Origin of the sequence: Micromonospora pisi (assembly GCF_003633685.1) — a bacterium.
Taxonomy (GTDB): Bacteria; Actinomycetota; Actinomycetes; order Mycobacteriales; family Micromonosporaceae; genus Micromonospora_G; species Micromonospora_G pisi.
Genome location: NZ_RBKT01000001.1, coordinates 1,659,925 through 1,673,150, shown reverse-complemented (window position 1 = coordinate 1,673,150; position 13,226 = coordinate 1,659,925). Strand labels below are relative to the sequence as shown.

The 13,226-nt window shown below is 71.6% G+C and carries 6 protein-coding genes; 1 reads left to right on the top strand and 5 read right to left on the bottom strand.

The annotated features are described in order from the left end of the window. Nucleotides 1–98: 98 nt before the first annotated feature. Nucleotides 99–1,862, top strand: a complete 1,764-nt coding sequence (locus BDK92_RS06305) for a calcium-binding protein (RefSeq protein WP_121155459.1) — start codon at nucleotides 99–101, stop codon at nucleotides 1,860–1,862. 266 nt (nucleotides 1,863–2,128) lie between these two features. Here BDK92_RS06305 and BDK92_RS06300 read toward each other — a convergent pair whose 3' ends face one another. The 5 genes from BDK92_RS06300 to BDK92_RS06280 form a co-directional block, all read right to left on the bottom strand. Further along, a complete protein-coding gene (locus tag BDK92_RS06300) occupies nucleotides 2,129–3,181 on the bottom strand; it encodes a methyltransferase (RefSeq protein WP_121155457.1) in 1,053 nt (350 codons plus the stop codon). Nucleotides 3,182–3,231: 50 nt separating this feature from the next. Then, the gene (locus BDK92_RS06295) at nucleotides 3,232–4,599 is read right to left on the bottom strand and encodes an MFS transporter (protein WP_121155456.1); all 1,368 of its coding nucleotides are present in this window, start codon (nucleotides 4,597–4,599) and stop codon (nucleotides 3,232–3,234) included. Next, nucleotides 4,592–9,082 carry a non-ribosomal peptide synthetase gene (locus tag BDK92_RS06290; RefSeq protein ID WP_121155454.1) on the bottom strand — a complete coding sequence of 1,497 codons (4,491 nt, stop codon included), beginning with the start codon at nucleotides 9,080–9,082 and terminating at the stop codon, nucleotides 4,592–4,594. The genes BDK92_RS06295 and BDK92_RS06290 overlap by 8 nt, the downstream gene beginning before the upstream one ends. Then, nucleotides 9,079–12,399 carry a non-ribosomal peptide synthetase gene (locus tag BDK92_RS06285; protein ID WP_121155452.1) on the bottom strand — a complete coding sequence of 1,107 codons (3,321 nt, stop codon included), beginning with the start codon at nucleotides 12,397–12,399 and terminating at the stop codon, nucleotides 9,079–9,081. Before BDK92_RS06285 ends, BDK92_RS06290 begins: the two co-directional genes overlap by 4 nt. A 73-nt stretch (nucleotides 12,400–12,472) precedes the next feature. Further along, the gene (locus tag BDK92_RS06280; RefSeq protein WP_121155450.1) at nucleotides 12,473–13,219 is read right to left on the bottom strand and encodes a DUF6875 domain-containing protein; all 747 of its coding nucleotides are present in this window, start codon (nucleotides 13,217–13,219) and stop codon (nucleotides 12,473–12,475) included. Between the last annotated feature and the right edge of the window lie 7 nt (nucleotides 13,220–13,226).

The window sequence follows — 13,226 nt, the reverse complement described above, 5'->3', positions numbered from 1 at the left end:
GACCACTCTCGATCGGTGCCTCCGGGCAAGCCGAAAGTTCGCTTGACTGATTGGTGATCAAGTGGGGAGGATGGCTTTTCGATTACGCGGGGAGCAGAATGGGTATGTCCACATTGCATGGTTTTCGCGGTCTGCGTTTATTTGGTGTGGTCGCTACGGCTACGGTGACGTTTGTTGCGGTGTCTGCGACTCCGGTGTTCGCGGCGGTGAACGCGACGGTTCAGGTGATGTCGCCGGGGAATGTGCGATTCACGGCCGGTGATGGTCAGGCGAACGCGCTGCACGTTACGGCCAATGGTCGAGTGGTGATTTTCGATGATGTGGTGCCGGTTGTGGCGGGTAAGGGTTGCGCTGCTGTCGCCAATGATTCGACGAAGGCGACGTGTGATTCCGGGGTGACGCCGGTGGCGTTGGGGATCGTGGTGTACGCGATGGATGGTGATGACACGGTCACGAATGATTCGGCGTACGGGATGTTGGCGTACGGCAATCAGGGTGTGGACACGTTGACCGGTTCGATCGGCGGTGCTGACCGTTTGGTCGGTGAGTGGGCGGACGACATGCTCGTGGGTCGCGGCGGGGCGGACACGTTGGACGGTGGTGATGGTGCCGACAAGGTGTACGGCCATGACGGCAACGACACGGTGGCTGGCGGCGACGGGCTTGATTTTGTTTCCGGTGGTAATGGTGACGATGTCGTCAACGGTGGTCCGGGTAACGACACGGTGCGTGGTGACGCGGGTGCTGACACGATCAACGGTGATGGGGGGCTTGACCAGGCGTACGGCGACGCTGACAACGACATGGTCGACGGCGGCGACGGCGATGACCGGGTCGAGGGCGGGGTTGGTGACGATCAGCTTCGGGAGTTGGGCACCGGTAACGACCGGGTGTATGGCGGCGACGGCAACGACTACATTTCCGCCGGTGACGGCGACGACCTTGTTGACGGCGGCTTCGGTGCGGACTCGATGTTCGGTGGCATGGGCCGGAACACGCTGAGCTATGCCAGCCGGACCAACCCGGTTTCTGTCACCTACGGCAACCGCGATCACAAGGTTGACCAGGGCGAAGCTGGCGAGTGGGACACCTTCAGTTTTTCGGACTTCGCCGTGATCGAGGGCGGTGCCGGCAACGATCGTTTGTACGGCTGGGAATACGAGGTGGAACTCCGAGGTAACGCGGGCGACGACGCCATCGGGAATATCGAAAACTTCACGGGCATTGGCGGTCCCGGGAACGACACCATCGGGGGACATGACGCATGCCACCTGATCGGTGGCGAGGGCGACGACATCATCACCGGCGGCATGCGGGCGGACCTGCTCGAAGGTGGTGACGGCAACGACACCATCAAGGGTGAGGACGGTGTCGACGTCATCGATGGCGGCGACGGCAACGACACCATCGACGGTGGGGTGGACGGCAACACCTTGCGCGGCGGGAACGGTGACGACATCATCTACTCCGGCTATAGCGGCGAGGTCCTCGACGGCGGCGCGGGTCGGGACATGGCCCGCTACGACTGGAACCACTCCGGACCGGTGACCGTCGACCTCGACAACGTGACCGGCGACGACGGCACGCCGGGCGAGGGGGACTCACTCATCGACATCGAGGACCTCTACGGCAGCAGCGGAAACGACGTGCTGACCGGCAACGACGGGGACAACCAGATCTTCGGTGGTAAGGGTCAGGACCAGCTCTTCGGCCTCGGCGGCGACGACCACCTTGTCGGCGGCACCGCGGCCGACGGCGCCGACGCGCTTGACGGCGGCGACAACCGTACCGAAACGGGCGACACCTGCCTGCTCGGCCCGTCCGGCGGTAACACGGTGAACTGCGAGAACGCCGCACGCTGAACCGGCACCAGCACCGGCGCTCCTCACCAGGAGGAGCGCCGGTTGCCGTTTCCGCTCAAGATCGCATTCGCTCAAGTGGCGATAACCTCTTCAGACGTATCAACCGCCGCACGTGCACCCCACCCCCAGCGCCACCGCCGCGCACGACGGTCCGTTTGCTGGTCCACTCGTGCCGGTACGGGTCCTAGCCGTTGCCGGGACTGTTGTCACCCCAACGGAACAGGTGGAGCGCGGGCAAAACCAGTGTGTCCGCGGAGCGGGACCGGTCAGGCGCGGGTGGCGAGGACCAGGTGGTCGGCGTCGGAACGGGTCAGCATCCGTTCCTCCGGTTCGTCGAATCCGGCCTCGGTGAGCAGTTTGGCCAGTTCGTCGAAGGCGTACGCCCTGCCGCCCTGGGTGTGGAAGAGGTTGAGGCTGAACGCGCGTACGAACGCGTCGGCGACACCCGGCGGACGTTGGGGGACCTCGGCGAGCGGCTCCAGCAGGACCACCCGGCCACCGGGGTTGAGTGCGGCGGCGACCCGGTCGAGCAGCGCGGCGACCTGGCGTTCGTCGTACCCGTGCACGATGTTGAAGAGCAGGACCAGGTCGTACCCGGTGCCGAGGTCGGCGGTGAGCAGGTCGCCGGGGCGTAGCTCGACCCGGTCGGCGAGCCCGGCCGTGTCGACCACCGCCCGCCCCTGGGCCAGGGCACCGGGCAGGTCCAGCACCGTCGCCCGCAACTGCGGGTACGCGGCGCAGAACGCCGCCGTGTAACCGGCGTGCCCGCCACCGAGGTCGAGTAGGCGCCCGTTCGCCGGGGGAGCGGGGACCAGGGTGATGACCTCCTCGGCGAGCCAACCGGAGAGCCTCCGCAGCATGGTCTGGAAGTCGCGCAGGGTTTCCGGTCGCCGCTCCAGCCAGGCGTAGAAGTCGCCGGTCGGTCCGCCCTGGCGGATCGAGGATTCCAGGTCGCCCCAGAGTTCGGTCAGCACCGTGGACCAGAACGACAGCACCGGGGCGAAACTGTCCGGGACCGAGCGGAGCAGCCAGCGGGTGGTGTTGGCGCTGTTCGCGTACGTGCCGTCGGTGTGGGTGAGGTAGTTGAAACCGACCAGCGCGTCGAGCAGCAGCCGCAGCCCGAGCGGATCGACGCCGACCCGCTCGGCGATGGTGGTGACCGGCAGTGGACCGTCGGCCAACGCCTCGAACACACCGAGCCGCAGGCCCGCACCGGCGGTACGGAACGAGATCGCGTTAAGCATGTCGAGGTGGGCCGAGGGGGCCTCGTCGGACTCGATGAACGCGCGGAGGACCTCGGGCGACAACGGCACCGGCATGCTCGTACTCCTTGCTGGAGGCGGGGACGGGGAAGGAGGCGGGGCGGTCGCTAGTCGCGTACCGGCTCGGGGGTTTCCACGGGTTCCGGTGTCGCGGCCTCGGCGGCCTCGGCGGGCTCGGCCGGCTCCAGGGCGTCCGGCAGGTCGTCGACCGCGCGCAGCGACCGGCGGGACCAGGCGGCGGCGACGAGCAGCACCATCAACGTGCCGGTGACCGCGAAGACCAGGGCGGTGCCCCGGCCGTCACCGGTGCCGATGACCGCGCCGGCAGTGCCGGCGAGCGCACCGTCAGGCCGCATCAGCGGCTCGAAGACCTGGTCCGCGAGGGGGCCGGCGAGCAGGTACGCGACCGGGATGCTGGCGTCGCCGACCACCCGGGCGGCGGCCAGCACCCGACCCAGCACCGCCGGCTCGGTCTTGGTCTGGATCAGGGTCATGGTGGAGCTGTTCACGATCGGCAGGGTGAACAGGAACAGCGGCGCCACCACGGCGATCAACCAGGCCGAGGGGGTGAGCGAATGCAGCACCAGCGCCACCCCGCCGAGCGCCAGCCCACCGAAGACCGCGTGGATCCGACGGGCCGGGCCGCCCCAGGCCGTCATCACCACGCTGCCGGCGAAGAGCCCGGCCCCACCGGCGAACATCAGCAACCCGAGGGTGTCCGCCGAGGCGAACGAGAGGATCAGCGGCTGTACCAGCACACCGGCGAAACCGAAGAGGAAGTTGTACGCGCCGAAGAGGACCATCAACTGCCACAGTCCGGTGTGCGCGCGCAGGTAGTGCCAGCCGGCGGCGGCCTCGGTCAGCACCGGCTCGCGGGTCCGTCGTGCGGCCGGACGGGTCGCCTCGGCGGGAAGCCGGACCAGCAGCAGGGTCAGCGACGCCACCGCGAAGGTGCCGAGGTCGACCGCGAGCACCCCGCCGATCCCGATCGTCACCACCAGCACACCGGCGACCAGCGGCGCGGCGATCTGGGCGGCGCGGGTGACCTGCATCAGCCCGTTGAACCGGGCCAGGTGCGTCTTGCCGACCAGCGCCGGGGTCATCGCCTGGTAGCTGACCTGGTGCACGGTGGAGCTGGCCGCGCTCAGCGCGGTGGCCAGGTAGATGTGCCAGACGGCGAGGCTGTCGTTCGCCGCCAGCAGGGCGAGCGCGGCGGTGCCTATCGCCGCCCCCAGGTCGCTGAGGAGCATCACCCGGCGCCGGTCCCAGCGGTCGGCGATCACCCCGGCGAACGGGGCGACCAGCACCGCCGGCAGGCTGCTGGCCAGGAAGATCAGCGAGAACTGGGTGACCGAGCCGGTCCGCTGGTAGACCCAGACGCCGAGCACGAAGCCGGTCAGGCTGGAGCCGACCAGGGAGACGAGTTGGCCGAGCCAGACCGCGATCAGCAGGCGGGCGCGGATCCGTTCAGCCATGGATGCTCCTGACATCGCTGTGCCCGCCGGGCGGCGGGTCGAGGAACCCGGCGCTGACGTACCAGGCCAGGTAGGTGTGGAGCAGCGCCGGGTCCGCCGGTGGGCAGGTGATGCCGGCCGGTGCCAGCGCCGCCTCGGTCCGGGTGCAGTCGAAAAAGGGCTGGGTACGCCGGGGCGCGTGCTCGCCGAAGAGCGGGGTGAAGGGTGCCAGTGCCGCGTCCGGCCGGCCCAGCAGCGCGGCCCGCCACCGGTCGTACGGGACCAGGTCGACCGGGTAGCCGTAGCTGGCCAGCGCACCGGCCAGGTCGGCGAAGGAGATGGTGTGGTTGTTGTAGTAGTGGAAGTCCTGCCCCCAGCGCTCCGGTTGCCGGGAGAGGTGCCCGATCGCGGCGCCGACGTAGTCGACCGGGGCCAGGTCGGCGTGGTCGTCGCCGATCTCGGGCACCGCGCCGAGCTGCACGAACGTCTTCAGTAGCCGGCTGAAGTAGTCGTCGGCGTTGCCGACCCCGGTGGTGGCGTTGCCGGTGATCCGGGCCGGCCGGTGCACGCTGACCGTCAGCCCGCGTGCACGTGCGGCGCGTACCAGCGCGTCCGCGACCCACTTGGTGGAGTTGTAACCGTCGCCGAGACCGGTGCAGTCGTCCGGGGTGTCCCCTTCGTCGACCCGGCCGTCGACCCGGTCCGGGGTGAGGAACACCCCGAGGGTGGAGACGAGCTGTACGGCGGTCGGGCGCCCGGCGGCGGCGAGCCGCAGCACCTCGACGGTGCCGGTCACGTTCGCCGGCCGCAGCAGCTCGTACGGCATCAGGAAGTTGACCAGCCCGCCGTTGTGCAGCACCAGGTCGGTCCGGTCGGCCAGCGCCTCGAAGTCCCGACGGTTCAGCCCGAGCGCGGGTTCACCGAGGTCACCGGGGACACCGACCAGCCGGCTCGCGTACTCGTCACGCCAGAGGCCGTACCGGGCGAGGTTGTCGCGTACCCGGTCGGTGGCGGCCTGCGGGGAGCCGGCCCGGACCAGACAGTGCAGCTCGGCCCGGCTCCGGTCGAGCCAGTCGGCGAGCAGGTGCGCGCCGAGGAAGCCGGTGGCCCCGGTGACCAGCACCGTCTCCGGTGTGGTCGCCGGGCGGCCGGCCGGCAGGCGGTCGGCGACGTCGTCGGGGAGCCGGGCGTCGTCGCGTACCCGGTCGGGGTCGAGCCGGCGGCCGGTGTCGCCGGCCCGAGCCTGGTCGACCCGGCGGGCCAGGCCGGCCAGGTCGGCGGTCTCGAAGAGCGCCCGCAGCGGCAGGTCGACACCGAGGTCCGCGTGGATCCGGGCGGCCAGCGGACCGGCGAGCAGGGAGTGTCCACCGAGGTCGAAGAAGTTGTCCCGGGCGCCGACCCGTTCCCGGCCGAGCAACCCGGACCAGATGCCGGCGAGCGCCCGTTCGGTCGCGGTCCGGGGCGGTACGTGATCGGCCCCCGGCGTCTCTTCGACCGGCGCCGGCAGGGCCGCCTGGTCGAGTTTGCCGTGCGCGTTCAGCGGCAGTTCGGGCAGGAAGACGAGGTGCGCGGGGAGCAGGTAGTCCGGTAGCCGCTCCCGCAGACCCGCCCGGACCTCGGCCGGGGTCGGCGCGGTCCCGCCCGCCGGCACCAGGTACGCGACCAGCCGGGGACCGGTTCCGTCGTCGGGTACCGTCACCGCCGCCCGCCCCACCCCGGGCTGGGCGGCGCAGGCGACCTCCACCTCGCCGAGATCGATCCGGTGTCCCCGGATCTTGACCTGGCGGTCGGTGCGGCCGAGGAACTCGATGGTCCCGTCCGGCCGGTGCCGGGCCAGGTCGCCGGTGCGGTAGAGCCGGGCGCCGGGTGCGCCGAACGGGTCAGGCACGAACCGTGACGCGGTCAGGCCCGGTGCGCCGAGGTAGCCCCGGGCCGGTGCGGCGCCGCCGAGGTAGACCTCGCCGGTGAAGCCGACCGGCACCGGGCGCAGTCGGGCGTCGAGCAGGTGCACCCGTACGTTGTCCAGTGGGCGGCCGATCGGCAGTTGACCGAGGCCGGGCAGCTCACTCGCGTCGACGGTCGCGTACGTGGTGGCGCAGACGGTGCCCTCGGTCGGGCCGTAGTGGTTGTGCACCCGTACGGTTCCGCCGGTGGCGCGGGCCCAGCCCCGTACGGTGTCGGTCGGGGCGGCCTCACCGCCGACCATCAGCGCCCGCAACCCGGTTGCCGGCGTACCCGCCGGCGCCGAGGCGAGGTCGGCGACCCATCGGGTCCAGAGCGCGGCGGCGGTGTCGACCAGGGTGATCCGCTCTTCGGCGCAGAGCCGGAGCAGGTCCGGGCCGGTGAGTTCGGCCGGGCGGCGGTGCAGCACCAGGGCGGCGCCGCCGGCCAGGGCCGGGAAGATGTCGCCGACGGAGGCGTCGAAGCTCAACGGCGGCAGCATCAGCAGCCGGTCCCCCGGCCCGATCCCGTGCTCCTCGATGAAAGCCCTGGTCAGGTTGACCGCGCTCCGGTGGTTGACCATCACTCCCTTCGGCGCGCCGGTCGAGCCGGAGGTGTAGATGACGTAGGCGAGCTGGTCCGGGGCGGTCACCGGCAGCGGGGCGTGATCCAGATCGATGTCATTGGGGTCGATGTCTGTGATGGGGAGCACGGTACCGGGATGGTCGGCGAACCGGGACAGGTCCGCCGGGTCGACCAGGAGCACCGGTGCGTGTGCGTCGGCGAGCAGGGCGCGCAGCCGCGCCGGTGGATGTCCGGGGTCCAGCGGCAGGTAGGCGCCGCCGGCCTTGAGGACACCGAGGATGCCGGTGATCGCCGCGATGCCGGCGGGCAGGAGCAGACCGACCGGCACCTCCGGGCCGACCCCGGCCCGCCGCAGCCGCCGGGCCAGCCGCTCGGCCCGGCGGTCCAGCTCGCCGTAGTCGATCGTCTCGTCGCCGTCGACCACGGCCGGGGCGTCCGGAGTCGCCGCCGCCCACACCCGGACCAGCTCCGCCAACCCGTCGCCGCTCGGCGCCCCGCCGCCCGGGCGGTCGCGGGCGGTGTCGTTCCACTGCGCCAGCACACGCCGATCGTCGCCGGTGAGCAGGTCCAGTTCGGAGAGTCGCCGCTGCGGGCGGGTGGCGAGCGCGTCGAGTACGACCAGCAGCCGGTCACCGAAGCGCCGGATGGTCGCCGGGTCGAAGAGGTCACGGTTGTAGTCGACGACCCCGGTGAGGGTCGGACCGGTCTCGGAGAAGAGCACCGTCAGATCCATCCGCGCGCTCTCCCGGTCGAAGCCCGCCGGCCGAACCGTCAGCCCGGACGACCGTCGGTGCGTACCACCGGGGTTGACCACGCACATCACCTGGAACAGCGGGTTGCGACTCGGGTCCCGGGGCAGGGCGGCGAGTTCGACCACCTGGTGCAGTGGCAGGTCGGCGTGGTCGAGCGAGTCGACGCAGGTACGGCGTACCCGCCCGAGGGCCTCGGTGAGCGTCGGATCACCGGAGAGGTCGGTGCGCAGCGCCAGGCTGTTCACCATCAGCCCGACCACCGACTGGAGTTCCGGGGTGGAACGGAGCGACACCGGGGAGCCGACACAGATGTCGTCCTGGCCGGTCCAGCGCAGCAGCAGCACCTGCAACCCGGTCAGGACCAGCATGAACCGGGTGCTGCCGGTGCGCCGGGCCACCCCGTCGAGGGCACTGGTCAGCTCCGCCGGCACCTCGAACCGGTGCGTTCCGCCGGTGAACGTCTGCACCGGTGGGCGCGGCCGGTCGGTCGGCAGGTCCAACGCCCCGGACACCCCGGCGAGCTGGCCGGCCCAGAAGTCGCGCTGCCGCCGCATCACTCCGGCGTCCAACGCCCGCTGTCGCCACAGTACGTAGTCCGGGTACTGCACCTCGGGCGGTGCCGGAGCGGGGGCGCCGAACAGCTCGTCCAGGACCTCACCCAGCACGGTGTGCAGCGACCGGTCGTCGGCGATGATGTGGTGCACACTCAGCACCAGCAGGTGCTCGTCCGGTTCGATCCGGGCCAGCAGGGCCCGGACCAGCGGCCCCCGCTCCAGGTCGAAGCCGGTCTCGATGAAGCCTCGGGCGAGCGTGCCGGCCCGCTCCTCCCGGTCGGCGGGGTCGGTGGCGGTGAGGTCGACGTCCTCCAGCGGAATCCGGTTGCCGGGGTCCGAGGCGGGGAGCACCACCTGCTCGGTCCGGCCGTCCCGGAGCTGGAACACGGTACGCAGCGCCTCGTGCCGGTCCCGGGTCGCGTCGAGCGCGCGGCGCAGCGCCACCCGGTCCAGGGTGCCGGTCAACCGGACCGCGACGGCCAGCACGTACGCCGCGCCGCCAGGGTCGATCCGGTCGAGGAACCAGAGCCCCTCCTGCAACGGGGAGAGCGGAATCCGGGTGCCCGGCTCGCGGGGCACGACGGTGGTGGAGCGGCGGGCCGAGGTCACCCCGCGCCGGGCGAGCAGTTCCCGGATCAGCCGTTCCCGCGTACCGGCGTCGACCTCGGTCACGACGGCTCACCCAGCAGCGTACGCAGCTCCTCGGTGGAGAGCCCGGCGAGATCCTGGCGCAGCTCGGCGACGGTCACCACGTGCCCCGGAACCGGTTCCCGGGCGACCAGCGCGTCGGCCATGGCGGCCACCGTCGGCGCCTCGAAGAGCACCCGGATCGGCAGTTCCAGTTCGAACGCGGCACCGATGCGGCTCAGCGCCTGGGCGGCGAGCAGGGAATGCCCGCCGAGGGCGAAGAAGTCGTCGTGTACGCCGAGCCGTTCGACCCTGAGTACCTGCTGCCAGATCTCGGCGAGCAACTGCTCCACCGGGTCGCGCGGGGCGACCCGTTCGGCGGTGACCGCGTCCCGCCAGTCCGGTTGCGGCAGCGCGCCCCGGTCGGTCTTGCCGTTGGCGTTCACCGGCAGCGCGGTGAGGGTGACCAGGGTCGCCGGGACCATGTAACCGGGCAGCCGGGTGGCCAGCCACGGGCGCAGCACCGCCCAGAGGTCGGGGGTTGGGGCGCCCGTCGGGACCACGTACGCGACCAGTCGGGTGTCGTCGGAGCCGGCCGCCCAGGTGCTCACCACCGCGTCGGCGACCAGGTCGTGGGCCCGCAACTGCTCCTCGATCTCGCCCAGTTCGATCCGGAAGCCGCGGATCTTCACCTGGTGATCGGTCCGGCCGAGGAACTCCAACCGGCCGTCGGCCCGCTGCCGGGCCAGGTCACCGGTGGCGTAGAGCCTGGCCCCTGGCCGGCCGCTGAACGGGTCCGGGACGAACCGGGAGGCGGTCAGTCCGGGGCGACCGGGATAACCGCGTACCACCCCGTGACCGCCGATGTGCACCTCGCCGACCACGCCGACCGGCACCGGTTGGCCGATCCGGTCCAGCACGTACAGCTCGGTGTTGGCGATCGGCGTACCCAGGTCGATGGTGGCCGGCGACGGCGCCACCGGTGTCGCGGCCGACCAGACCGTGGTCTCGGTCGGGCCGTAACAGTTCCAGAGCATCGCGCCGTCCGCGAGCAGCGCGTCCGCCAGGTCCCGGGGGAGCGCCTCGCCGCCGCAGAGCCGCAGCCGCAACCCGGCCGGCACCCCACCGGTGGCGAGCAGCAGCCGCCAGGTGGCCGGGGTCGCCTGCATGGCGGTGATCCCGTCGGCCACCAGCAGCTCCCGTAGGGCCGGCCCGTCACCGGCGACGGCGGAGTCCACGATGGTCAGTGGGGTGCCGGTGACCAGCGGCACCAGCAGTTCGAGCACGGAGATGTCGAAGGAGAGCGTGGTGACCGCCGCGAACCGGTCCGCGCCGGTCAGGCCGAGGTCGTCGTGGAAGGACGCGATCAGGTTCAGCACCGACCGGTGCGGCACCGCGACCCCCTTCGGCCGGCCGGTCGAACCCGAGGTGTAGATCAGGTAGGCCAGGCCGTCCGGGTGGGCCGGCACCGGGTCCGCGTCGGTCGGGGCCGCCGCCAGCTCCGCCGCGTCGTCGTCCAGACAGACCACCACCGGTACGTCGGCGAGCAGGTCGGCGAGGCGCTCCCGGACCGACCGTTGGGTCACCACCACCCGGGCGCCGGAGTCGTCGAGCAGGTACCGGAGTCGGTCGGCCGGCAGGCTCGGATCCAGCGGCAGGTAACCGGCCCCGGCGTGCCAGGTGCCGAGGACGCCGACCAGCATGCCGACGCCCCGGTCGAGGCAGATGCCGACCGGGGTGTCCGGCCGTACTCCACGGGCGCGCAGCACGTACGCCAACCCGGCCGCCCGCTCGTGCAACCCGGCCGGGTTCACCGCCCCGTCCGGGCCGCTGACCGCCGGCACCGGCCCCGCCTCCGAGTCGTCGACCGGCAGCAGTTCCAGCACCGACGCGACCGGCGGCAGGCCCCGCGCGGTGGCGTTCCAGTCGACCACCGAACGCCACCGCTCCACCCCGGCGAGCAGCGGGATCTCGGCGACCGGGCGGTCCGGGTCGGTGAGCGCCGCGTCGAGCAACGTGGTCAGTTGTCGGGCCAGGCGGGCCACCGACTCGGCGTCGAAGAGGGCGGTGTCGTACTCCACCGCCAGGTGCAGCCCGCCGTCCGAGGTCATCTCGCCGACCAGGGAGAGATCGAACTTGGCGGTGCCGCTGTCCACCCGCAGCGAGGTGCTGGTCAGATCGGTGAGGTCCAGGTTGGCCGGCGGCGTGTTCTGCACGATGAGCTGGGTCTGGAAGACCGGGGCGTGGCCGAGGCTGCGCTCCGGCGCCAGCTCCTCGACCAGTTTCTCGAACGGCACGTCGGCGTGGGCGAGCCCACCCAGGGTCGCCTCCCGGACCCGGTCGACCAGCTCCCCGAACGTCGGTACGCCGGCCACCGACACCCGCAGCGGCAGCGTGTTGACGAAGAACCCGATCAGCGGCTCCAGGTCGGCGTGGTTGCGCCCGGCGACCGGGGTGCCGATCACCAGCTCGTCCTGGCCGCTGGAGCGAGACAGCAACGCGCTGAACCCGGCCATCAGGGTCATGAACGTGGTCGCCCCGCTGGCCTGGTTGAACTCCCGCAGGCGGCGCAGCAGCGCGGCACCGAAGTCGAAGTAGTGCACCGCGCCCCGGTAGGACTGGGCGGCCGGTCGGGGCCGGTCGGTCGGGAGGGTGAGCAGGGCGGGGGCGCCGCGCAACTGGCCCAGCCAGTAGTCGAGCTGGTCCCGCAGCGCCTCGCCGGCCAGCTTCTCCCGCTGCCAGAGCGCGTAGTCGGCGTACTGGGCCGGCAGCTCCGGCAACTGCGGCGTACGGCCCTCGCGCAGCGCCGCGTACGCGGTGTTCAGCTCGGTGAAGAGCACCCCGAGCGACCAGGCGTCGGAGACGATGTGGTGCAGGCAGAGGGACAGATGATGGTCGTCGTCGGCGGTCCGGACCAGCCTGGTCCGGAACAGCGGGCCGTGGGCGAGGTCGAACGGGCGGCGTGCCTCCTGCCAGACCAGCCGGGCCGCCTCTTCGGCCGTGCCGCCGGACAGGTCGGTGACCTCCAGCACCGGGTCGGCGGTCGGGCGGACCACCTGCACCGGTTCGCCACCCGAGTCGGCGAAGCTGGTCCGCAACGCCCCGTGCCGTCGCACGATCAGTTCCAGGGCGGCGCGGAGCGCTTCGACGTCGAGCGGGCCGCGCAACCGGAACGCGACCGGGATGTTGTAGACCGGGTCACCGGGCTGGAACCGGTCCAGGAACCACAACCGTTGCTGACCGGACGAGACCGGGTACGTCCGGGGAGCGTTCGCCCGCTCGGTCAGCATCCGCGCCAACAACGCCCGCTTGTTGGTCGCCGGCGGGGTACTGCCATGATCCGCTCCATTGACCTCGGTCATGACCTCTCCTCGCTGCGCTCGTCGATGCCATGACCTGTGTGACTGAGCTGGCTGATTCCCTCGCTTCGCTCGGTCATGATGTGGCTCCTTGCTGATCGGCCAGTTGGGGGACCGGTGGTCTGGGGGAGACCGGCTCCGGGGCGGGCAGGGAGAGGCCGAACTCGCGGGCCGCGGCGCTGACCCGGGTACGCAGGGCCGGTGGCGTGTTCGCACCGAACAGGCGCAGGTACGCGGCGACCGCGTCCGCGTCGTCGGCGAGGAACGGGAAGTCCGACGAGACCATGTGCCGGATCGCGAGCAGCGGCACCGGGCTGTACAGGGGGCGGAAGTCGACGTTCCAGAGCCCTGCCTTCTCCGGCGGTCCGGCGTGGAACTCGCCGACCATCAACCCCTCGGCCACGTACTGCGGTTTCAGCCGCTCCTGGGCCCGGTCCACGACCGTGTTCGCCTGGTCCGGCGGAAGGTCCGGCAGGGTGAGCAGGATGGTCTTGAACTGGGCGGCCGGGCCGGCGGTCGGGGGCAGCTCCCGGAACCAGTCGCGGTACGTCATCAGCAGCCCGTCGAGCACGGCCGGCGCGACCGTCTCGCCCCGGTGCACGGCGAGGTAGAACATCCCCCGGTCCAGTGACGCCTGCGCGAACGGGCAGACCGGGCCCTTGCGGCCGAGTTCGGGATGGGGCCGGCAGAGGTACTCGCGGGCCCAGCGGAGCACGCTGAGCAGTTTCTCCTCGACCCCGTGCAGCAGCGGGTGGACCGCCTCGGCGGTCAGGTCGAACTGTTCCACCAGCACGCAGGCCGGCTCCTGGGGATGGATCAGCACGGCACCG

Coding starts and splice junctions, on each gene's coding strand:
- BDK92_RS06305 (WP_121155459.1), top strand. CDS start 99: ATGGGTATGTCCACATTGCATGGTTTTCGCGGTCTGCGTTTATTTGGT.
- BDK92_RS06300 (WP_121155457.1), bottom strand. CDS start 3,181: ATGCCGGTGCCGTTGTCGCCCGAGGTCCTCCGCGCGTTCATCGAGTCC.
- BDK92_RS06295 (WP_121155456.1), bottom strand. CDS start 4,599: ATGGCTGAACGGATCCGCGCCCGCCTGCTGATCGCGGTCTGGCTCGGC.
- BDK92_RS06285 (WP_121155452.1), bottom strand. CDS start 12,399: ATGACCGAGGTCAATGGAGCGGATCATGGCAGTACCCCGCCGGCGACC.